We start from the raw sequence: 21,848 nt of genomic DNA on the forward strand, positions 1-21,848 counted from the left end.
TCTACTATAGGGCATTATGGGCAGACAAGTCTACCCGGTCCCTGAAACCCTGCGTGGCTCAACCCGCCGGGCAAGGCTGGAATCGTGTTCCAGCCGGCCGCTTTACGAGGAGCTACAGGCAACACCGGCGCACCGCTGACGCATCGGATACAGATACCTTACCGCACGCGGCCCCAATTGTGCGCGCCGGTGCCCGGCCGCCCGCCGAGTGCGGTGTGACTCTTCTCTCCCCGCACCCGTGTCTTGGCGTACCCTTGTTCCAGCGTGGTCCGCATCACCGGGCTCACAGCAGATTCGACGACGAAAGAGACTATTCCGCCATGAGCAACCGTCCAGACCAAGATGCAGCAGCCATGACCGAAGTGGTCATCGTCGGTGGTGCACGCACCCCGCAGGGACGACTGAACGGCCAGCTTGCCTCTTTTAGCGCCGTGGAGCTCGGCGCCTTCGCCATTGCGGGTGCTTTGGAGCAGGCCCGTGTACCGGCCGCCGATGTGCAGGCCGTCATCATGGGCCATGTGGTCCAGGCCGGCTGCGGACAGAACCCGGCCCGCCAGTCCTCCATCAAGGCCGGCATTGGCTGGGATGTCCCCACTGTCACGATCAACAAGGTTTGCCTGTCCGGACTGGCCTCCGTGGTTGACGCCGCCCGCCTGATCCGCGGCGGTGAAGCCACGGTGGTGGTGGCCGGGGGCCAGGAATCCATGACAAACGGGCCGCACCTGCTGCCCGGGTCCCGCCAGGGCTGGAACTACGGCAACATCAGTGCCCTGGATTCCGTCGGCCATGACGGGCTGACGGACGCTTTCGACCATGACTCCATGGGCATCTCCACCGAGCGCGGCAACACCAAGCTGGCCATCAAACGGCTGGAGCAGGACGAAGTGGCCGCCGCTTCACACCGTCGGGCCGCCGCCGCCATGGCATCCGGGGTGTTCGAAACCGAGATTGTGCCCGTCACTGTTCCGCAGCGCCGGGGCGAGCCGCTCATCCTTACCTCCGACGAAGGCGTGCGTCCCGCTACGACCACCGAAACACTGGCCGGCCTCCGTCCTGCCTTTGATCCCGAAGGCACCATCACGGCAGGCAACTCGTCGCCGCTTTCCGACGGCGCCGCCGCGCTGATTCTCACCACACGCGCCTACGCGGAAGAGAACGGTCTCGACGTCCTGGCGGTGGTGGGTGCCCCGGGGCAGGTGGCCGGTCCCGACAACAGCCTGCATTCACAGCCCTCCAACGCCATCTTTGCCGCCCTGAACCGGGCCGGCTGGACCCCAGCGGACCTGGATTTCATCGAGATCAATGAAGCCTTCGGTGCTGTAGCCGTCCAGTCCCTGAATGAACTGGGAATGGATTTGGACCAGTGCAATCTGTACGGCGGTGCCATCGCCCTGGGTCACCCGATCGGAGCTTCGGGTGCCCGGCTGGCCCTTACCGCAGCCTTCGAGCTGCAGCGGCGCGGCACCGGCAAAGCTGCGGTTGCCCTGTGCGGCGGCGGCGGGCAGGGTGAAGCACTGCTGCTGTTCCGCGACGAGGCCTGACTAGCCCGTTCTCCCGCCGGCCAGAGGCTCCGTCCGCGCACCGGACAGCACCAGGCTGCGGGGACCGCACCTAAACAGAAAGACCCCGTCCCAAGGGACGGGGTCTTTCTGTCTGCGCGGCGTCAAGCCGCGAAGGGAAAAACTACTACTTGACGGTAACCGTGGCGCCGGCAGCCTCGAGGGCTTCCTTTGCCTTCTCTGCGGCTTCCTTCGTAGCGCCTTCCAGGACAGCCTTCGGGGCGCTGTCGACAACGTCCTTGGCTTCCTTCAGGCCCAGGGAAGTCAGGGCACGAACTTCCTTGATGACTGCGATCTTCTTGTCGCCTGCAGCTTCGAGGATGACGTCGAATTCAGTCTTCTCGTCTTCGGCCTCGGCAGCACCGGCGGCGGGACCGGCAACTGCAACAGCAGCAGCGGTAACGTCGAAGGTCTCTTCGAAGAGCTTCACGAAGTCGGAGAGCTCGATGATGGACAGTTCCTTGAAGGCTTCAATGAGCTCTTCGTTGGTCAGCTTCGCCATGGTGTGGCGTCCTTCCTATAAGTGGTGCGCGGGCACCTTAGTGGTGCGACGGCACCGGAGTGTGGATTGGAAGAGCGATTACTCTTCGGTGGCTGCTTCAGCGGCCGGAGCTTCTTCTGCGGCGGCCGGAGCCTCTTCCGCGGCGGGAGCAGAATCGCTTCCCTCTTCAAGCTTGACGCGCAGGGCATCGACCGAGCGTGCCAGCATGGACATCGGTGCCTTGAGGACACCGGCGACGCGTGCAAGCTGGAGCTCACGGGATTCAAGGGCAGCCAGGGCGGCAACACCGGTAGCATCCAGGGCATTGCCCTCGAAGACACCGGTCTTGATGATCAGCTGCGGGTTGGTCTTGGCAAAATCCGTCAGGCTCTTTGCAGCTGCAACTGCGTCACCCTTGATGAAGGCAATTGCAGTGGGGCCGGAGAGCTGGCCGTCGAACGCGTCGATGCCGGCTTCCTTGGCTGCAATGCCAGTCAGGGTGTTCTTGACGACCGAGTACTTGGTGTCCTGGCCGAGCGAACGACGCAGCTCCTTGAGCTGTGCAACGGTGAGCCCGCGGTATTCGGTTAGGACAGCAGCGGTTGATTCCTTGAAATCTGTGGTGATTTCTTCAACTGCCGATACCTTTGTTGGCGTTGCCATAACCCTCCTTCCGGGGAATAGTGCCGGTGGATCGGGTCCCGAACATAAAAAACGCCCCGGGCAGATGCACGGGGCTTAGCAGCAGGCACGCATTGACGCGCACCGTTTGGCTGAGTTCGTTCACCTGCGCAGGCCGCCCTGTGAAGGGACTTTCGGATGTCCGATCAACCGGAGTCCACCCGCGGTCCCGGAGATCCAGGATGAGAGTGGGATTGAAAGCACATCGACCGACGGTCTTTGGTATCTCCAGCGTACGGGAGAATCCCGGGCAGGCCAAATCGGCCTTCAGAGAACCTTCTGCCACTCCCCCGAATATCCGACGGGCTCAAACCCCAGCTCCTCGTTGATGGCCAGCATGTGGACGTTCTCGGCTGCATTCCAGGTCCATACACGTGATGCCGCGGAGAGCTCCTGCCGCAGCCGCACCAGGTTGGCAGCCTTGAGCAGCATGCCGAGCCCGTGGCCCCGGTGCTCCTCCAGGACCAGGGTATCGTCCTGAAAGGCCACCGCCGGGTTGCTGCGAAAGACCATCAGGACCGTGTGCCCGGCCAGCTGGCCGGTGGGAACATGCCGGACAGCGCTCACCAGCTCTTCGGCCTGCATTTCACACACTTTCGCTTCCCCCTCACGGATCCGACCGGCGTCCCACCGCTCCTCCTCCACGTCCAGGCCGGCCATGGGGGCATCCGTGCTCATCCTTTGCCGCAGCAGCGCGTACGCATCCACAAGGTGCTCCGGGCAGGCACCCTGCCAGAACTCCAGGGCATAGTCCTGTCCGGCAGCCGCCGCGGCAGCGTCCAGCTTCCCCTGCCAGTCAATGCTGCCCGTCAAATCCAGGAGGCTGACCCGTTCCACCTGTTCCAGCTCAAAGTGCCGGTCCGCGGCAAAGCGTGCGGCGCTGTCCGCAGGAATGGCTCCGATCCCGCTCTTCGGTGCCAGCACCGGGCCGGAATCAGAGCCCGGCCGCACAGGATGATCAGTTTCCCCCAAAAGGGTTCGGCGCCCGTCGGCCGCTGCGGCCTGCTCAACCGCCGCATACAGGCGCTTTCCCAGCCCGGTCCGCCGGATACCGGGAGCCACGGCCACATTCACCCATGCCGAGTGGATGTTGTCCAGCATCGGCAGCTTCAACGCGGCCACACCCACCAGCTCGTCGCCGATCCGCGCACCCAGCAGAATCCGCCGCCGCATTGATGAAGGACGAAAGCCCGCCAGCTGCGTCTGGGGTGCGTCCCGGAAGTCGTCATTGCCCCACGTCTCGCGCAGGGCGTCATTCAGAAGCTCAACGGCGGCGATGAAATCCGCCGAGGCAGGATCCGAAGAATCCAGGCTCCCGGGGATGGGCAGCGGAGCGATAACCGCAGAGTCAGGTGTCATGGATCACATCCTGCCGCAACCTGCTGCAGGGCACAAAAAAGCGGCCGCAGCGATATGCTGCGGCCGCCTTTGAGACGGAATCGGAACGCTGGCGCCCCTAAGCCGAATTATGCGTCGGCGAGAACCTTCGTGACGTTGGGGTCAACGGAGATGCCCGGGCCGAACGTGGTGGAAACGGTTGCCTTCTGGATGTAGCGGCCCTTGGAAGCGGACGGCTTCAGGCGCAGGACTTCCTCCAGGGCTGCGGCGTAGTTCTCGGCCAGCTTCTGCTGGTCGAAGGACACCTTGCCGATGATGAAGTGCAGGTTGGAGTGCTTGTCGACGCGGAAGTCGATCTTGCCGCCCTTGATGTCGGTGACAGCCTTGGCGACGTTCGGGGTAACCGTGCCGGTCTTCGGGTTCGGCATCAGGTTACGCGGGCCGAGGACGCGGCCCAGGCGGCCGACCTTGCCCATCATGTCGGGGGTGGCAACGGCGGCGTCGAAGTCGACCCAGCCTGCGGCAACCTTTTCGATCATGTCATCGGAACCAACGAAGTCAGCGCCGGCTGCAATAGCCTGCTCTGCCTTCTCGCCCGTTGCGAAAACCAGGACGCGGGCGGTCTTACCCGTACCGTGGGGCAGGTTAACCGTGCCGCGGACCATCTGGTCGGCCTTGCGGGGATCGACGCCCAGGCGGAATGCGACCTCTACGGTGGCATCAAACTTGGACGGGTTGGTTTCCTTCGCCAGCTCTACAGCCTCAACCGGTGCGTACAGCTTGTCCGCATCGATCTTGGCTACAGCTGCTTCATATGCTTTGCTGCGCTTTGCCATCTGCTTTTTCTCCTTGTGCAGTTGTGGTCTGTCGGACCGCGCTCGGCCCTGCCACACGCCGTCGTACCCTATGGCACGAGCAGCTTTTTGAGTGTAAATGTTTGTTCGGCGGGCGAACCCGCGTCACGGAAAAGGCGTTATTAGCCTTCTACGGTGATACCCATGGAGCGGGCGGTGCCGGCGATGATCTTGGCAGCAGCCTTGACGTCGTTGGCGTTGAGGTCTTCCATCTTCATGGTGGCGATCTCTTCGACCTGAGCCTGGGTCAGGTTGGCAACCTTGGCGGTGTGCGGGGTTGCGGAACCCTTGGCAACACCGGCAGCCTTCTTGATCAGCTGAGCAGCCGGAGGAGTCTTCGTGATGAAGGTGAACGAACGGTCTTCGTAAACGGTGATTTCAACCGGGATAACGTTGCCGCGCTGGGATTCCGTTGCAGCGTTGTACGCCTTGCAGAATTCCATGATGTTGACACCGTGCTGGCCAAGTGCCGGACCAATCGGAGGAGCCGGGTTGGCGGCACCTGCGTTGATCTGCAGCTTGATGAGGCCGGTGACCTTTTTCTTGGGGGCCATGAAAGGGTCCTTCTCTAAATTATGTTCCCGGGGAACAGGAGCGTCCGTCCGGGTTGGTGGCCGCCATGGCGTGGCGGCCGGACGCTGCCGGCAGGGTAAAGCGGACCTGCAGACAACGAAGTCTTTGTGTTACTGCAGCTTGGTGACCTGGCCGAAGCCAAGCGTAACCGGAGTCTCGCGCTCGAAGATGGTCACGAGGACCACCAGCTGCTGGGACTCGGGCTTGATCTCGGAGATCGTGGCCTGAAGCGTCTCGAACGGTCCTTCGTTGACCGTAACGGGCTCGCCGACCTCGAAGTCCACTGCGTAGTTCGAAGATTCCTGCGCGGGCTTGCCGGCTTCGATCTTCGGGGAAACCACGGTGTGCTCCAGCATGGAGTAAACCTCTTTGAGGCTCAGCGGCACCGGGTTGTGGGCGTTGCCCACGAAGCCTGTAACACCGGGGGTGTGTCGCACAACACCCCAGGAGGCGTCGGTCAGTTCCATACGGACCAGCACGTAACCGGGGATTCGGACCCGGTTGACGATCTTGCGGGTCGTGTTCTTGATCTCGACGACTTCCTCCATCGGGACCTGGATTTCGAAGATGTTATCTTCCATTTCCATGGTCTGGATGCGGGTCTCAAGATTGGCCTTGACGCGGTTTTCGTAACCTGCGTAGGAGTGGATGACGTACCAGTCACCCTCCTGGCGCCGCAGCTTGGCCTTGAAGGCTTCTGCGGGATCTTCCTCGGGCTCTTCTTCAGAGTCTTCGGAGTCTGCGGAATCAGAGTTCACGGCCTCATCGGCGGCGTCGGCATCCTCTGCCGGAACGTCGGCCTCAGCGGGCGCCTCGGCGACGTCTGCTGCGGTCGTTTCATCCTCGGCATCCAGATCAGCGGCATTGTCATTGATCTGTGATTCGAGTTCTTGCTCGGACACGTAGATTCCTGCTTTCTTCTTCAGAGCTCTATAGGGTTTGTCACTAGCTCCAGCTCAAAGGCCTGAGGTTCCTGCCCTTGGGGCGGGGCTCAAGGAAGGCGCTAGCTCTCGCCGCTGCCCTCACCGAAGATCCACAGTGCTCCCGCACCAAAGACAAAATCCAGAACTGTCACGATAACTATCATCACGACCACGAAGGCCAGGACCACGAGGGTGTATCTCAGCAGTTCCTTGCGGGTGGGGGTGACCACCTTTTTCAGTTCTGCAATGACCTGACGCAGGAAGAGCGCAATGGCCGCGAAGAAGCCGCGCTTCTTGGGCCCGCTGGAGGGGTGTCCCTTGGAGCTGCCGGCAGCTGTCTCGGTCACCATCGCCTCACTCATCTGTTCGGTTCACAGCCGCAGCAAGTGCTGGGACTGCTGCTTCATGAAGGACTGCTGAGCTGCCGTGATGACAGCCGTGCGCAGGGCAGACAGGACTCGAACCTGCAACCTGCGGTTTTGGAGACCGCTGCGCTACCAATTGCGCCACTACCCTATGGAGGAAACCACTCTACCGGTAATAACCGTCGTCAGCGAACCGGCGACAGGCACAGACCAGTGTTGGGACTTCAACACGAAGATCAAGTCTACTCAATGTTTGCTGTTCCGTCGAACCGGCGTTTTACGACGGCGGATTGCCGTGCATTTTCCGATGCTCAGCACGCTGTTGGCCGCCTGGTTTTTTCGCGGCAGCACCGTAAGAAAAGGCGTGCACCGGCCCCTGCACCTAAACTGGAACCGGCAGCCGGATATCCGGCAGCCGCGTATGCCATAAGTCCCCTTCGGGAAATCAACGCAACCACAGACGGGAACGCCATGCCTTCCACCGGCCGAATTTCAGAGCGCATCGCTTCGATCGCGGAGTCCGCGACACTTGCCGTAGACGCCAAGGCGAAGGCACTCAAGGCAGCAGGGCGGCCGGTGATCGGCTTCGGTGCAGGCGAGCCGGATTTCCCGACCCCGGAGTACATTGTCGACGCGGCGGTCGAGGCCGCCCGCAACCCCCGCTTCCACCGCTACTCCCCCGCCGGCGGGCTGCCTGAACTGAAAAAGGCCATCGCGGAGAAAACGCTGCGCGATTCCGGTTATGCCGTGGACCCGAGCCAAATCCTGGTGACCAACGGCGGCAAGCAGGCGGTTTACGAGGCCTTCGCCACCCTGCTGAACCCCGGCGACGAGGTTCTGCTCCCCGCTCCCTACTGGACGACGTATCCGGAAGCCATCCGGCTGGCCGGCGGCGTTCCCGTGGAAGTGTTTGCCGGCCCCGAGCAGGGATACATGGTCACCGTGGAGCAGCTCGAGGCAGCCTGCACCGACAAGACCAAGCTCCTGCTGTTCTGCTCGCCCTCCAACCCCACCGGCGCCGTTTATCCCGCCGAGCAGGTTGCCGAAATCGGCCGGTGGGCTGCAGCCCGCGGCCTCTGGGTAGTCACCGACGAGATCTATGAACACCTGACGTACGACGGCGTGGAATTCACCTCCATTGCGACCGCGGCGCCGGAGCTCGGCGACAAGGTGGTAGTGCTCAACGGTGTGGCCAAGACCTACGCCATGACCGGCTGGCGCGTGGGCTGGATGATTGCCGCCCCGGACGTGATCAAGGCTGCCACCAACCTCCAGTCCCACCTGTCCTCCAATGTGGCCAACGTTTCCCAGATGGCCGCACTTGCTGCTGTCTCCGGTCCGCTGACCGCCGTGGAAGAGATGAAAACAGCCTTCGACCGCCGCCGCAAAGCCATGGTGGCGGCACTGAACTCGGTTGACGGCGTCGAATGCCCCATGCCGGAAGGCGCTTTCTACGCTTATGCCGACGTTCGGCAGCTGCTGGGCAAGGAGTTCCCCGGCTCTGACGGTCCGGTCCGGCCGCAGACCTCGGCCGAGCTGGCGGCGCTGATCCTGGAAACGGTGGAGGTGGCAGTGGTTCCCGGCGAGGCGTTTGGCCCCTCCGGCTACCTCCGCCTGTCCTATGCACTGGGCGACGAGGACCTTGCCGAAGGCATGTCCCGCCTGACGGAATTCCTCGGCCGGGCCAGCTGACCCGGCCCCGGGGTGCGGGGAACTAAAGAAGCCGGCGTGCCGCAGCCCAGCGGGTGAGTTCGTGCCGGTTGGAGAGCTGGAGTTTTCGCAGGACGGCCGAAACATGGGTTTCGACCGTCCTGGCGGAGATGAAAAGCTCCTTGGCCACTTCCTTGTAGCTGTAGCCGCGGGCGATCAGCCGCATTACCTCCAGCTCGCGGGCGGAGAGGCGGTCCAGCTCGTCGTCGACCGCGGCGACCGCAGCAGTTCCGAACGCATCCAGGACAAAACCCGCGAGCCGTGGCGAGAACACCGCGTCGCCGCCTGCCACCCGCACCACGGCATCGGAAATCTCGGCACCGGAGATCGTTTTGGTGACGTAGCCGCGGGCGCCGGCGCGGATCACGGTCACAACATCCTCCGCCGCGTCCGAAACGCTGAGCGCGAGGAACCGGGTGCTGCCCAGCAAATCGCGGCAACCGGCTATGACTTCGGCCCCGCCGCCTCCCACTCCGCCGGGCAGATGTACATCAAGGAGCACGACGGCGGGGCGGTGCGCGCGGACAGCGGCGACGGCGCGCTCCACGGTGTCCGCCTCGGCCACAACGCGGAGCCGGGAGTCCAGGTCCGCTTTCAGGCCCGAACGGAAGATTGCGTGGTCATCAACCACTACGACGTCGATGGTGCCGGGAATCATTTGCGCTCCGATGACTGCTGGTTGTTCTCTGTGGTTTTCGTTGATGGGTCAGCTCCCGCTGCCGGGTTTGTTTCCGTTGCCGGGCGGGTCAGCGGCAGGGCCAGCCGCACTTCGGTTCCGTCCGGCCCGCTGCGGATGACGGCGGTGCCGCCGTGGCGCCTCATCCGGCCGACAATTGACTCGCGGACACCGAGCCGGTCTTCGGGCACTTCCTCGGGGTTGAAGCCGGGTCCGCGGTCGCGGATGAAGACCTCAGCACGATCAGCGGTGCATTCCACGTAGACCGAGACCGGTCCGGGTGCATGCTGGGCCGCGTTAATCAGCGCCGCCCGTGCGGCCTGGACCAGGGCGTCCGCAGGCTGGTCCAGGGTCGCATCACCCACCGCCACCACCTCCACGGGGTACCCGTACTCGTCCTCAACCGAAGCAGCCACCGCTTTGAGGCGGTCCGACAGCTGTCCGGCCGTCCGCGGATCATCAGCGAAGAGCCACCGCCGCAGCTCGCGCTCCTGCGCCCGTGCCAGACGCAGAACGTCCTGCTCCGAGCCGGACCGGTTTTGGATCAGGGCCAGGGTCTGCAGAACCGAGTCATGCAGGTGCGCGGCAATTTCCGCCCGTTCCCGCTCCCGGATCCGGCCTGTCCGCTCCGTTTCCAGATCCCGCCAGTACTTTACGGCCCACGGCGCAAACACCAGTGCCACTCCGGCCAAAACAGCTGCCGAGGCAAGCAGGCCTGCCAGCAGGGCGTCCCAGGTCAAGGCGCCGGACACCATGAGGATCACCCCCACAACCACCAGCAGGAGTCCGCCTCCCAGCCGGAGCAGACCGGTGCGGCGGTCTGCACCCGCACGGCTGAGCAAACCCGCCCGTCGTGTTTCATCAAGCTGGGACCAGGCCAGGACGGCTCCAACAATGATGGTCCCCGCGGGAAACAGGAGCTGCCAGTTCACATCGGCGCCAAACCGCTGTGCAATGACCGCTCCGGCCACGGCAAGCAGTGCCAGCCCGGCGAGGATCTCTCTGTTGGACGCTGCTGCAATCCAGCGGGAATCTTCCGGTGCGGGTTCCCGGGCGTCGGACTCCCCGGACGGTTGCTCGTTCAGATAGGCAGCAAAGTTCCGGGCCACACTCCTCGGGTCGCGGTTGGACTGCACCTTGTCGGCGGCTTCATCCGCCGTGGGGACCAGCACCCACAACCAGGCGTACAGCACCAGGCCTGCGCCTCCGGCCAGCGCCAGCAGAACCATGAGTGCCCGGACCAACCCGACTGACCAGCCCAGGTGCCCGGCCAGCCCGGAACAGACCCCTGCCACCACGCGGTCATCTGTTCTCAGAAGCGGATCCAACATGTCCTAATCCAAGCACGTTCGCTGTCCCGGTACGTCCCGGGGGCCAGTCCCCGGCCTGTTTTCAGGGCCATCTCAGGGTTTCCTCAGGGCTGTCCCGGATGTTTCAGCAGCCTGCAGCCGGCCAGAATGGAAACATGACCCCGCAACCCCCAGTCCCGGACCCGGCCGGCTCCCCCACGGAACCCCTGCCGCCCTTTGACTCCGCTGAGAATCCCACCCGCCCGCTGCCCCGTCCCAACGGCTTCTTCACGTGGTTGCGTTCCCTGGGCATCGTCCGCGGAGAGGACCGCTGGGTGGGCGGTGTCTGTGAGGGAATCGCAACCCGCACCGGACTGGATCCGGTCCTGGTCCGGGGGCTGTTCATTGTCCTGGGCCTGTTCGGCGGCGGACTCCTGCTCTACGGGCTGGCTTGGGCCCTGCTCCCGGAGCCCGACGGACGCATCCATGCAGAGGAAGCCCTGCGCGGCTCTTGGACGTCCGGGACCACCGGAGCGCTCGTGGCCTGCGTCCTGGGCGGTGGAAGTCCCAGCATTTTCTGGTCCGGCGACGGGCTGCTCGGCGGCTTCTTCTGGACGCTGTTCTGGGTTGGCGGCCTCGGGCTGCTGGTGTACTGGCTCTTCACCCGCAACGGCCGCGGTGCCGTGAGCGACCCCCACACTTCTGCCGCGCCTGTCCCGCCGATGCCGCCGGCCCCCTCCGCTCCGTATGCCGCAGCCTCCGCCCCTGGTCCTGCAGCTTCCGCCCACTACACCGCGCAGGGGCCTGCGGCTTCGTCGGTCCGGCCCGCTGCGGTCCCGCCCCGCCGGCGGACCACGCCCGGAGCCGCCGAAACCGCGGTTGTCCTTGGAGCGGTGCTGCTGACCATCGGCGTCATCCTGACCCTGGATTACGCCTCGGTTATCGACATCGGCACCCCGGTGGCCGTTGCCCTCGCGGCGGGGGCGGCAGTCAACGGACTTGGCATCGTCATCCTCGGGGCCCTTGGGCGTTCCTCCGGAATCCTTGGCCTGACCGCCATCGCCGCAGTGGCCGGTGCCGGCGTGGCGGGCAGCAACCTTGGCACCTTCGACACCGTCGTCGTCGCCAATCAGGGGAACTGGACACCCACTGCTTCCTCTCCGGCCACCGGGGGTTACACGCTTGCGGCCGCCGACGGGAACCTGGACCTGCGCTACCTTGCGGATGAGACAGACCCGGCCGTTGAGATCCCGGTCAACGTGGCTGCCAGCGACCTCACCATCCTGGTGCCGGACGATGTCCCCGTCCTCGTCCGCGCGGACATGTTTGCGGGCAACGTCCAGATTGACGACGGCGTCACCCTCACCGAATCCGGGGGGTTATGGAAAACAGCGGATGAACGAATGAATGACACGGACGGCGACCCCCTAGTAGTCCGTATCAAGGGAGTTGCCAGCAATGTCCTGGTGACCGTAAACGAAAGCGACCTGGACCGATGAATGCTTCCGCGTACCCCCAGGGTTCCTCCGAGCACTTCCCTGAAGATTCCCCCGCCAAGCGGCCGGTCCGGACCGGCACCATTGTCTGGGGACTGCTGATCATCGCAGCTGCGGTCCTGCTCCTGGCCTGGCTGCTGACCGACATCAGTTTCGACCCCCTGGCAGTGCTGCTGGGCCTGTTGCTGGGCGGCGGCACCGCCCTGCTGATCGGCGGCGCAATCTCCGCTTTCGGCGGCCGCAACCACTTCACCAGCGGCGGAAACGACACCCGTCGGCCCACCGGACAGGCAGACTAATACCATGAACCGTTTCTTTGACATTCTCCGTTCCTCCCCCGTCCGCCGGACCCGCGGCTGGGCCGGCGGGGTCTGCGCCGGGGTGGCAGCACGGTACGGCTGGGACGTCTCAGCGGTCCGGATAGCCGTCCTGCTCAGCTTCCTGCTGCCTTTTGTCGGAGTGTGGACCTATCTCGCCGCATGGCTCCTGCTGCCTAAGGATGACGGCACCATTGCGCTGGAGCAGCTGATCGGCAAACGCTAGCAGTCTGCAGGCTTGTTTTGGCTCCTCGGGGCCGGCTGGACCCTCCGGGCGATGGCCGGCAGCCCGGCGGTGGCTAGAATCAAGGCTGAGGATCCACCAGCTGCCCAACTGAACCAGAGGTTTTAACAATGAAGATCGGCATCCTAACCAGTGGGGGCGACTGCCCCGGACTCAACGCGGTGATCCGCGGAGCCGTCCTCAAGGGCATCAAGGTCCACAACCAGGAGTTTGTCGGGTTCCTGGACGGATGGCGCGGCGTGGTGGACGGCGACGTCATCGACCTCCCCCGAACCAGCGTCCGCGGCATTTCGAAACAGGGCGGAACCATCCTGGGGACCTCCCGCACCAATCCCTTCGAAGGACCCAACGGCGGGCCGGAAAAAATCAAGGCCACCATGGACCGGCTCGGTGTCGACGCCATCATCGCGATCGGCGGTGAGGGCACCCTGGCGGCGGCGCAGCGCCTCACAGATGCGGGCCTGAACATCGTAGGCGTTCCCAAAACCGTGGACAACGATCTGGACGCCACCGACTACACCTTCGGTTTTGACACCGCTGTGCAGATCGCAACCGAAGCGATTGACCGGCTGCGGACCACCGGTGAATCCCATCACCGCTGCATGGTCGCTGAAGTCATGGGACGCCACGTCGGCTGGATCGCGCTTCACTCCGGCATGGCTGCCGGGGCGCACACCATCCTGATTCCGGAAAATCCACAGAGCCTGGATCAGATTGCCGAGTGGGTCACCCATGCCCGTGACCGCGGCCGCGCCCCGCTCGTCGTCGTTGCCGAGGGTTTCGTCACCACTGACATGGAGTCCCCGCACTCAGAACGCGGGCTGGACGCCTTCGGCCGGCCCCGGCTCGGCGGCATCGGAGAGCTGCTGGCCCCGGAGATCGAAGCCCGGACCGGCATCGAAACCCGTGCCACTGTCCTGGGACACATCCAGCGCGGAGGTGTTCCCACCGCTTATGACCGGGTACTGGCCACACGGCTCGGCATGGCTGCCATTGATTCCGTGATCGACGGGCTGTGGGGAACCATGGTGGCCCTGCACGGCACGGACATTGTGCACGTGGGCTTCGAAAAGGCGCTGGACAATCTCAAGACAGTTCCCCAGCACCGCTACGACGAAGCGTCCATTCTCTTCGGCTGACGGCCCTGAGCCACAGACGGGACCGGGTGTAGGTTGAAACGTATGAATTTGGATCCGGGAACGATTGCGATCATTCAGCTCGCCTGGTCCCGCCGCTTAGGCCTGGCCGATGATGCCCTGTCTGCCGCCGGGGACGGAACGCGGATCTACAGCGTGCAGGACGAGTCCCGCAGCGTATCCTTCATGCGCCTTTTTGGCCGGGAGGTCTTCTGCGGGCCCGAATGGGCGGCTCGGCGTGCCCGCGGCAAGAGCGCAGCGGAACTCAGCCGCCAAACCTCTCTCGCCGGCCTTTCCGTGGAGTACGGCGGAAGAACCGTTGGCTCCGAACATCTGTGTTTTGCCGATGCGTTCCCGGAGCCCATGGAACCGGCGGAGGAACTGGCTGTCTCCGAGGACCCGGAGATTGCCGTCCAGCTGGAGCGTCTGTGCCCGCCCGACGACGTCGCTGAAGCAGGCTTGGCGGGCAAGGAAGCGCTGTTCATAGTCGTGGATGACAGCGCAGAAGTTCCGGTTCCGCTGGCGGGCGCCGGCTACAACATCCGGGACGGCATCCTGGCTGACATCTCCACGCTCACCGCTCCGTCCAGCCGCCGGCACGGACTGGGACGCTATGTCACGTCCATTGCAGTGGAGGAGTCCATGGCGGCTGGCCTGATCCCGCAGTACCGCACGCCCCTGGACAACATCGGGGCGGCCCGGACGGCGGCCGGAGCAGGTTTCCTTGCCGTCGGGATCCGCTCCGAAGTCCAGCTGACGGCCTAGCCTTTCGGGGCAGGGTGTGGACCTGCAGTTATGGCAGCAGGGCCAGCATTTCCTGCCGCTGAAAGAATCCTGCCGTGTCCCGTGCACTCGGCGAACCGGCGTCAGGGTCCGCTCCCCCTTCAACCAGGATGCGGAAGATACCGGTGTAGCCCTTGAAGACGGCACCAGCCAGCGGGGTCTGGCCCCGGTCATTCTGGGTGTTCACATCCGCGCCCCGCTCAACCAGCAGCGCGGTCAGGCTCTCGTGGCCGTGGTAGGAGGCCAGCATCACCAGTGTGTCGCCGGAGCCGTTGGTCAGGTTCACGGGCACTCCGGCATCCAGGTAACCCCGGATCCCCTCCGTATCACCGGCGCGCGCAGCATCGAACACCAAACCGGCCAGTTCGATGATGTCTTCGTCAATCTCCGGGCGGGATTCCGGGGTGCTCATGGGGATTCCTTTCAAGTGCGTACATCGGTCTAACGTCTTTGGCGCTGAACTCCGCTATGCCCGGGGCGGGCGCAGGAATCCGCCGGCACGGCCGACAACCTGGCCGGCATCCGGGGCAACAATGACTTCCTGCGCGGCGGCGTAGGGCTCGCCGTCGTCGTCCACCACCAGCTCTGCCGCGGGATCCACGGAGCGCTTAATCACGGCCAGCGCAACGGCGCCCATTTCATAGTGCTGGGCAACCGACGTCACCGCTCCCACCCTGCGTTCTCCCAGCATCACTGCACTGCCCGGCGCGGGAAGCGTGTGCTGGGAACCGTCCAGCTGCAGGAACACGAGCCGGCGGGGCGGATGCCCCAGGTTGTGCACACGGGCCACGGTTTCCTGGCCCTTGTAGCAGCCCTTGGCCAGATGAACCGCTGTCCGGATCAGATCCAGCTCATGCGGAATGGTTTTGTCGTCGGTCTCGGCGCCCAGCCGCGGACGCCAGGCCGCAATCCGCAGGGCCTCGGAGGCCATGGTGCCGGCAAGGGTGCGCCCTGAGTCCGTAACGGCCTGTTCCAGCTCCGCTGCCGGAATCAGATACTCATGCCAGGGGCGGTCGCGTCCCGGATGGGAATCCTCAGGGACGCCGGTGTAGGCGAAACCGCCGGCACCAATGTTCGGCCAGGGATCGGTCCAGACGGAATAGTTGGCCCAGGCCTCCACTGGCGTCACTGATCCCACAACGGCCCAGTCCCTGCTGACATCGGCCACCTCGACCCGGAGCATGAACTTCATCCGTTCCAGGAACCGGGCCAGGACGGGCGCCTCAGCGGCTTCCACGATCAGCCACGCGGTGTTCCCGTCGTCCAGGATCCGTGCGTCGTGCTCAATGCGTCCCTGGACGCTGAGCAGCAGCAGCTCCGAACTTGTGCCTGGCTGCAGGTCGCTCACGCTTTGGGAGGACAGGGTGTTCAGCCAGCTGAGGCGGTCGGGGCCGGTGACGGTGACAACGCCGCGGTGGGACAGGTCCGTGACGGCATTGCCGCGCGCCAGTTCCCGCTGCTCGCGCAGGGGATCGCCGTAGTGGGCTGCAACACCGGCGTCGAGGCCGCCGGCTTTCACCGCACCGTGGCGGGACAGGAGGGGGCTGAGGTAAGTCATAACGGGTGCAACGTCCTTGCGGGGGCGGCTATTCCGTGCTTGGTTTCCGCAGCGCCGGAAGGCTTAGGAGGTTTTCTTCAGGATGGCGGAGGCGTGGGCCTTCAGCGCGTTGCCGCCCTCAGCTACATCCCAGCGCCAGTACAGGTCACCGTTGACCAAACCGAAGATGCGCGTGGCGGCGGTGTACTCCTTGGAGTTCACGCCCCGCATGACCAGATCGGTGGTCAGCTGAATTTGGGGGCCCTTGATTTGGCCGTAGTACAGCTCTGCGATGCCGCCGGGATGGACGATGGTGGCGGTGATGTCAAAGCCGCCGCTGTCATTGCGGAGCTTTTCGACTTCGTCGGCGCTGCGCAGCGCCGGAACAATGTCCGCCGGGGTCAGCCCGGGGCCTCCGTCGGCGTCGTTCAGAGGGCGGTCCAGCGCCCAGAATCCCGTCTCAACGGCGAGCGGGCGCAGAACGGTGCCGTCTTCGTCCGTGAGCCAGCTTTCGGCGTCGTACTTCAGGTACGGCAGGCCATTTTGGCTGAAAGTCACACGCTGGGTGAAGTGCTCGGAATCGGCTTCACCCTCCCCCAGCCTGCCGGAGCCCTCCCAGACTCCAAGGAGCCAGGACAGCGGCACGAGCTCAGGGGTCAGATCGGTGGGGATCTCCATGGGCATGGCGCTGACCTCTTCCTTCGGTTGCTCTTGGGCGGGCTACTTCTGGCCTTTGTACAGGCGGCTGATGACCAGGCCGGCGAATGCGGCCATGCCGACGCCGGTGATGCCAAGCAGGACGATAAAGAAGATTTCAAGGGCTACAAGCGAATCCATAGCTACATCCTAACCCGGAGCCGCGGACGTTTCGTCCCATGACCTGCCGGCCGGGATAGGAAGAGGTCAGGGGACGAGCAGGCTGGCCAGGAAATAGACCACGGAGCCCAGCGCCACGATGGGTGCCAGGGCCAGGGCCAGCCGCCCCCGGCGGGTGGAAATGTCATCGCGGGAGAGGATCAGCCGGCGGACCGCCATGACGACGGCGGCACCCGCGGCGCCCATTAGCGCAGCAGCGGCAGCATGCACTCCGGCTTCCGGCTGCAGGACTCCGGCCAGCGCACCGGCCAGGGCGCCGGCGGCTACGCCCAGCGGGGCGGTAATCCTGTCCGGCAGGGGGATCAGGGACACAGCGAGTGCGGCGAGGATGCCGGCTGCACTGATGGTCAGGCCTGCCGGGCTGCCGTCGGCACCGGCCAGCCGGTCCGCGGCCACCCAGCCTGAACCCATCACCGTCAGGAGGACACCTGCGATGTTGCCGATGGTTGATTCCAGCCGGTGGGCCTGTCCGGTTCCGCGCAGCAGCTGGATCAGGAAGATGGCGCCTACGCCTACTGCCGCCACCCCGGGCAGCCAGGTCAGTAATGCCGTGGACGGTGCCACCAGCGCGGCGGCACAGGCGGCTGCGCCTGCGAGCGCCAGTACGGCGCCCTGGGTCTTTTTGGCCGGAACATCCAGGAGGTGCGGCCAGCCGATCCCCACCACGATGCAAAGAATGCCGGTAACCACTGCCACGGCCCCAACGGACCAGTACGAAGCACCGACGATGCCAATGAGGGCTGCTGCCGCCAGCACCGCTACGCTCCAAAGTTTCACCTAAGCCATCCTGCCTTATTACGTAGTGCAGATGAAAGCTACGGGTCCGGCGAGGTCCCGTGGGTATACTTTCAACACCTTCGCCCCGCCTGCGGACGCGGCCCAGCTTGTGCCCGATGATGTGCGCCCAACCTTGGAGGATCCATGTCGCACATTTTGCTGCTGACCAACAGTCCGGGACCCTCTGTCGAGGTCCTGCCGGCCCTCGGTCTGCTCAACCACAAAGTGCAGGTTGTTCCCGCCGAACCCACGGCGCTGCTCGACACAGAGCCCAGCGACGTCGTGCTTATTGACGCCCGCAAGGATCTGGTCGGCGCCCGTTCACTGACCCAGCTGCTGAAGGCAACCGGACTGGACACGCCGCTGATCCTTATTCTTACCGAAGGCGGCATGGCTGCCGTGGCTGCAAACTGGCGGGCCGACGACGTCATCCTCGATTCGGCCGGACCGGCCGAGCTGGAGGCCCGGCTGCGGCTCATGTCTGCAAGGATCAACTCGTCCTCGGAAGCTGCCAGCACCGAGATCCGTGCATCCGGCGTCGTCATCGACGAAGCGAGCTACACGGCCCGGGTGAACGGCACTGCGCTGAACCTCACCTATAAGGAGTTTGAGCTCCTGAAGTACCTGGCCCAGCACCCCGGCCGTGTCTTCACCCGCGACCAGCTGCTGCACGAGGTGTGGGGCTACGACTATTACGGGGGCACACGGACGGTGGACGTCCACGTCCGGCGGCTGCGGGCCAAGCTGGGGGCGGACCATGAAAACCTGATCGGCACGGTCCGCAACGTGGGCTACCGGTTCACCCGGTCCCGTCTGGCCGGGGATCCCGCGCAGCCCGCGAGCCAGGAAGCCTGACCTGCTGCGACACTGCCTGCGGGAACTTTGGACGCCTCCGCTTGTCCGGTGCCCTCCGGGCGCTAGGCTTCTTCAATGAGAGACGAACGCGTAATGCCCTGGCCCGTCACAGTCACCAAGGGAACCCCGGAGCCCGATGAGCTGGACCGGATCCGCGAATTGGCCGCCGCCGCCGCCGATGCGGACGGTAACCCGCCGCTCTCCGAACAGACCCTCGTTGACCTGCGTTCCGGTGACACGGACCCGGACTCCCTGCTGGTTTTCGCCACCTATGCCAATGATGAGTCCTCGGATCCGTCGGCTACCCAGGCGCTGGCCGGCGTCGCTGTGCTGATCAGTGACGGTCCGAAAGAACCGGGTGTGCTGGAACTGGTGGTCCATCCTGCCTACCGCGAGAAGGGTGTGGGCACCGCCCTGGCGTCCTCCGTGCAGGAGCACGTTAGCGCCGGCACCGTCCCCGCACCCCAGGCATGGTCGCACGGCAACCATGACGCCGCCGTCGAATTGGCCCGGCGTTTTGGCTACCGTCCGGTGCGCGAGCTGCTGCGCCTGCGGCTGAGCCGTGGCGCCGGAACTGACGGACTGCCCGCCGCCGAGCTGCCCGAAGGCGTCTCGCTGCGGGCCTTTCATCCGGGGGCCGACGACGACGCCTGGCTGGCAGCCAACGCGGCCGCCTTTGCCCACCACCCCGAGCAGGGCGGCATGACCCGGAGCGACCTCGCCGCACGCATGGCGGAGGACTGGTTCGATCCCGAAGGATTCCTGCTGGCTGTGCGGGACGAAGACAATGCCATCCTCGGCTTCCACTGGACCAAGGTCCATCCCGGTGCCGGCGGACATCCGCCCATCGGAGAGGTGTACGTGGTGGGAGTGGTTCCCGAGGCCCAGGGCATGGGACTGGGCCGCACCCTGACCGTTGCCGGCATCCGGCACCTCCAGGACAGCGGCCTGCCGGCCATCATGCTTTACGTGGATGCGGACAACGCTCCGGCCATGGCGCTGTACCAGCGGCTGGGTTTCGTCCGCTGGGACGCGGATGTGATGTACGCGGCCGGATGAGCCGGAACAGCTTGTAATGTTGAATTGACGGCCCTGCCGCCCGGTCCTCCGGGAGGCACGCCTGACCGCCGCCATACTGCAGGGAGAAACCATGGGATCCGATACCGCCGCCGAGCCGCACTCCACTTTCGGATCGGCTGAGTCCATGTCGGCGCCCCGGGCCACTGAGGACCGGATTGATATTCCGGACTTTGGTCCGGCACTCGTCCCGGAAGGGGACATCAGCCCCGAGCGTTTCCTGGACCGTGAAATCAGCTGGCTCCATTTCAACGCCCGTGTCCTTGAGCTCGCTGAGGACCCGGACCTGTACCTGTTGGAGCGGGTCAGTTTCCTGTCCATCTTCGCGTCCAACCTGGACGAGTTCTTCATGGTGCGGGTTGCCGGCCTCAAGCGCCGCATCGCCACCGGGTTGGCGGTTCCCTCCGCTGCCGGCCTGAGCCCGATGGAACAGCTGGAACACATCGTGGAGGCCGGCTACCGGCTCCAGCAGCGCCATGCCGAGGTCTTTGCCCGTCAAATCCGCCCGGCGCTGGCCGAGGAGCAGATCCATCTCGTGGGGTGGAACGAGCTCGATGACACCGCCAAGGCCTATCTGCACCGCCAGTTCGCGTCCAAGGTTTTCCCGATCCTCACCCCGCTGGCCGTGGATCCGGCGCACCCCTTCCCCTACATCTCCGGCCTCTCCCTGAACCTGGCCGTGGTGGTGCGCAACCCCGTGAGCGGCAAGGAGTTCTTCGCCCGCGTCAAGGTTCCGGACCAGCTGCCCCGGCTGATCTCCGTGGACGGCCCCAGGGCCGGAAATGTTGCCGGCCGGGTGGCCCGCTTCATTCCGCTGGAAGACGTCATTGCCGAACATCTGGACCAGCTGTTCCCCGGTATGGACGTCATGGAACACCATGCCTTCCGGGTTACCCGCAACGAGGATCTGGAGGTGGAGGAGGACGACGCCGAGAACCTGCTGCAGGCGCTGGAAAAGGAGCTCCTGCGTCGCCGGTTCGGCCCGCCCGTCCGCCTGGAAGTCACCACCGACATCAACCCCAGCATCCGCGAGCTGCTGGTGCGCGAACTCGGCGTGGAAGAAGACGAGGTGTATGCGCTGCCCGCACCGCTGGACCTGCGCGGACTGGCCGGCATCAGCCGCATCGACCGCCCGGACCTGCACTACCCCAAGCAGGTGCCGCATACGTCCCTGCACCTGAAGGAGTCCGAAACCTCCAAGCCGGCGGATGTGTTTGCTGCAATGCGCCGCCGCGACATCCTGCTGCACCACCCCTATGATTCCTTCTCCACCTCCGTTCAGGCCTTCCTGGAGCAGGCCGCCGCCGACCCACGGGTCCAGGCCATCAAGCAGACGCTGTACCGCACGTCCGGGGACTCCCCCATTGTTGACGCGCTGATTGATGCCGCGGAGTCCGGCAAACAGGTGCTGGCCCTGGTGGAAATCAAGGCACGGTTCGACGAGCAGGCCAACATTTCCTGGGCCCGCAAGCTGGAGCAGGCCGGCGTGCACGTGGTCTACGGCATCGTGGGGCTGAAAACGCACTGCAAGTTGTCGCTGGTGGTCCGCCAGGAAGTGGACGGGCTGCGGCGCTACTGCCACATCGGCACCGGAAACTATCACCCCCGCACCGCCCGCTATTACGAAGACCTGGGGCTGCTGACCTCTAACGAACAGGTGGGTGAAGATCTGACGAAGCTCTTCAACCAGCTCTCCGGGTATGCCCCGAAGTCCACGTTCAAGCGCCTGCTCGTGGCTCCCCGGTCGGTGCGGTCAGGTTTGATTGACCGGATTGAACGGGAAATTGCCAATAAGAAGGCCGGCCTGGCCGCCCGGGTGATCATCAAGGTCAACTCGATGGTGGATGAAGCCATCATCGATTCGCTGTACCGTGCCTCCCAGGCCGGTGTCCGGGTGGATGTGATTGTGCGCGGCATCTGTTCCGTGCGCCCGGGCGTCCCCGGCCTGAGCGAGAACATTACTGTCCGGTCCATTCTGGGCCGGTTCCTGGAGCACTCGCGCGTGTTTGCCTTCGCCAATGCCGGAGACCCGGTGGTGTTCATCGGTTCAGCAGACATGATGCACCGCAACCTGGACCGCCGGGTGGAGGCCCTGGTGCAGCTTGCCTCCCGGGAGGACATCGCTGACCTCATCGCGCTGATGGACCGCTACATGGATCCGGCCACCGCAAGCTGGCATCTGGAGAAGGACGGCATCTGGACCCGGCACCACAAGAATGAAGGAGGGGAGCCGCTGCTGGATGTGCAGTCGTGGCTGCTCGCTTCCCGGTCCCGGCAGCGCGCCGCTGTCCGCCGTTGATG

At 64.8% G+C, this 21,848-nt stretch carries 23 protein-coding genes and 1 tRNA gene; 10 read left to right on the top strand and 14 right to left on the bottom strand.

The window, feature by feature from the left end:
* Positions 1-320 precede the first annotated feature (320 nt).
* Positions 321-1,541 (top strand): acetyl-CoA C-acetyltransferase, encoded by a 1,221-nt coding sequence (locus tag KG104_RS14465; RefSeq protein WP_207347875.1) that lies wholly within the window; start codon positions 321-323, stop codon positions 1,539-1,541.
* Positions 1,542-1,686: 145 nt separating this feature from the next.
* Here KG104_RS14465 and rplL read toward each other — a convergent pair whose 3' ends face one another.
* From rplL to KG104_RS14505, 8 genes are all read right to left on the bottom strand, one after another.
* Positions 1,687-2,061: a 50S ribosomal protein L7/L12 gene (gene rplL, locus KG104_RS14470; RefSeq protein WP_104052754.1), complete on the bottom strand. Its 375-nt coding sequence runs from the start codon at positions 2,059-2,061 to the stop codon at positions 1,687-1,689.
* 78 nt (positions 2,062-2,139) lie between these two features.
* Entirely contained in the window at positions 2,140-2,703 is a 564-nt protein-coding gene (gene rplJ, locus KG104_RS14475; protein WP_104052755.1) for a 50S ribosomal protein L10, read from the bottom strand.
* Between the two features lie 285 nt (positions 2,704-2,988).
* Positions 2,989-4,080, bottom strand: a complete 1,092-nt coding sequence (locus KG104_RS14480; protein ID WP_207347874.1) for a GNAT family N-acetyltransferase — start codon at positions 4,078-4,080, stop codon at positions 2,989-2,991.
* A 107-nt stretch (positions 4,081-4,187) separates the two neighbouring features.
* Positions 4,188-4,895 (bottom strand): 50S ribosomal protein L1, encoded by a 708-nt coding sequence (gene rplA / locus KG104_RS14485; protein ID WP_104052757.1) that lies wholly within the window; start codon positions 4,893-4,895, stop codon positions 4,188-4,190.
* 140 nt (positions 4,896-5,035) lie between these two features.
* The gene (gene rplK, locus KG104_RS14490; protein WP_104052758.1) at positions 5,036-5,467 is read right to left on the bottom strand and encodes a 50S ribosomal protein L11; all 432 of its coding nucleotides are present in this window, start codon (positions 5,465-5,467) and stop codon (positions 5,036-5,038) included.
* Between the two features lie 129 nt (positions 5,468-5,596).
* Entirely contained in the window at positions 5,597-6,388 is a 792-nt protein-coding gene (gene nusG, locus KG104_RS14495; protein ID WP_104052759.1) for a transcription termination/antitermination protein NusG, read from the bottom strand.
* A gap of 101 nt (positions 6,389-6,489) precedes the next feature.
* On the bottom strand, positions 6,490-6,771 hold the full coding sequence (gene secE / locus KG104_RS14500) for a preprotein translocase subunit SecE (protein WP_104052760.1): 282 nt from the start codon (positions 6,769-6,771) through the stop codon (positions 6,490-6,492).
* An 81-nt stretch (positions 6,772-6,852) separates the two neighbouring features.
* Positions 6,853-6,925: transfer RNA gene (locus tag KG104_RS14505), tRNA-Trp, on the bottom strand.
* A 320-nt stretch (positions 6,926-7,245) separates the two neighbouring features.
* Here KG104_RS14505 and KG104_RS14510 point away from each other — a divergent pair.
* Positions 7,246-8,466, top strand: a complete 1,221-nt coding sequence (locus KG104_RS14510; protein WP_207347873.1) for a pyridoxal phosphate-dependent aminotransferase — start codon at positions 7,246-7,248, stop codon at positions 8,464-8,466.
* A 22-nt stretch (positions 8,467-8,488) separates the two neighbouring features.
* Here KG104_RS14510 and KG104_RS14515 read toward each other — a convergent pair whose 3' ends face one another.
* Positions 8,489-9,142 (bottom strand): LuxR C-terminal-related transcriptional regulator, encoded by a 654-nt coding sequence (locus KG104_RS14515; RefSeq protein ID WP_104160422.1) that lies wholly within the window; start codon positions 9,140-9,142, stop codon positions 8,489-8,491.
* Positions 9,139-10,491 (bottom strand): ATP-binding protein, encoded by a 1,353-nt coding sequence (locus KG104_RS14520; RefSeq protein ID WP_207347872.1) that lies wholly within the window; start codon positions 10,489-10,491, stop codon positions 9,139-9,141. Before KG104_RS14520 ends, KG104_RS14515 begins: the two co-directional genes overlap by 4 nt.
* A 134-nt stretch (positions 10,492-10,625) precedes the next feature.
* Between KG104_RS14520 and KG104_RS14525 the strand changes: the two genes are divergently transcribed.
* The 5 genes from KG104_RS14525 (at position 10,626) to KG104_RS14545 (ending at position 14,407) form a co-directional block, all read left to right on the top strand.
* Complete coding sequence (locus KG104_RS14525; protein WP_207347871.1) at positions 10,626-11,948, top strand: PspC domain-containing protein; 1,323 nt, start codon at positions 10,626-10,628, stop codon at positions 11,946-11,948.
* Positions 11,945-12,244, top strand: a complete 300-nt coding sequence (locus tag KG104_RS14530) for a hypothetical protein (RefSeq protein WP_237687098.1) — start codon at positions 11,945-11,947, stop codon at positions 12,242-12,244. The genes KG104_RS14525 and KG104_RS14530 overlap by 4 nt, the downstream gene beginning before the upstream one ends.
* A gap of 4 nt (positions 12,245-12,248) precedes the next feature.
* The gene (locus KG104_RS14535) at positions 12,249-12,488 is read left to right on the top strand and encodes a PspC domain-containing protein (RefSeq protein ID WP_104052767.1); all 240 of its coding nucleotides are present in this window, start codon (positions 12,249-12,251) and stop codon (positions 12,486-12,488) included.
* A gap of 128 nt (positions 12,489-12,616) precedes the next feature.
* On the top strand, positions 12,617-13,645 hold the full coding sequence (locus KG104_RS14540) for a 6-phosphofructokinase (RefSeq protein ID WP_207347870.1): 1,029 nt from the start codon (positions 12,617-12,619) through the stop codon (positions 13,643-13,645).
* Between the two features lie 42 nt (positions 13,646-13,687).
* Positions 13,688-14,407, top strand: a complete 720-nt coding sequence (locus KG104_RS14545) for an N-acetyltransferase (RefSeq protein WP_104052771.1) — start codon at positions 13,688-13,690, stop codon at positions 14,405-14,407.
* Positions 14,408-14,435: 28 nt separating this feature from the next.
* On the opposite strand, the gene KG104_RS14550 is transcribed toward KG104_RS14545, so the two are convergent.
* The 4 genes from KG104_RS14550 to KG104_RS14565 form a co-directional block, all read right to left on the bottom strand.
* Complete coding sequence (locus KG104_RS14550) at positions 14,436-14,837, bottom strand: ankyrin repeat domain-containing protein (protein WP_104052773.1); 402 nt, start codon at positions 14,835-14,837, stop codon at positions 14,436-14,438.
* Between the two features lie 54 nt (positions 14,838-14,891).
* A complete protein-coding gene (gene ygfZ / locus KG104_RS14555) occupies positions 14,892-15,983 on the bottom strand; it encodes a CAF17-like 4Fe-4S cluster assembly/insertion protein YgfZ (RefSeq protein WP_207347869.1) in 1,092 nt (363 codons plus the stop codon).
* A 63-nt stretch (positions 15,984-16,046) separates the two neighbouring features.
* The gene (locus KG104_RS14560; RefSeq protein ID WP_104101634.1) at positions 16,047-16,646 is read right to left on the bottom strand and encodes a heme-binding beta-barrel domain-containing protein; all 600 of its coding nucleotides are present in this window, start codon (positions 16,644-16,646) and stop codon (positions 16,047-16,049) included.
* Between the two features lie 219 nt (positions 16,647-16,865).
* Entirely contained in the window at positions 16,866-17,615 is a 750-nt protein-coding gene (locus KG104_RS14565) for a hypothetical protein (RefSeq protein ID WP_146067196.1), read from the bottom strand.
* Between the two features lie 144 nt (positions 17,616-17,759).
* Here KG104_RS14565 and KG104_RS14570 point away from each other — a divergent pair, with 144 nt between their 5' ends.
* From KG104_RS14570 to KG104_RS14580, 3 genes are all read left to right on the top strand, one after another.
* Positions 17,760-18,470 carry a winged helix-turn-helix transcriptional regulator gene (locus KG104_RS14570; protein ID WP_104052782.1) on the top strand — a complete coding sequence of 237 codons (711 nt, stop codon included), beginning with the start codon at positions 17,760-17,762 and terminating at the stop codon, positions 18,468-18,470.
* A 75-nt stretch (positions 18,471-18,545) separates the two neighbouring features.
* On the top strand, positions 18,546-19,529 hold the full coding sequence (mshD, locus tag KG104_RS14575; protein WP_104160415.1) for a mycothiol synthase: 984 nt from the start codon (positions 18,546-18,548) through the stop codon (positions 19,527-19,529).
* Positions 19,530-19,620: 91 nt separating this feature from the next.
* Entirely contained in the window at positions 19,621-21,846 is a 2,226-nt protein-coding gene (locus KG104_RS14580) for an RNA degradosome polyphosphate kinase (protein ID WP_104160414.1), read from the top strand.
* Positions 21,847-21,848 lie beyond the last annotated feature (2 nt).

The sequence above is a fragment of the Arthrobacter sunyaminii genome (genome assembly GCF_018866305.1).
Lineage (GTDB): Bacteria > Actinomycetota > Actinomycetes > Actinomycetales > Micrococcaceae > Arthrobacter_B > Arthrobacter_B sunyaminii.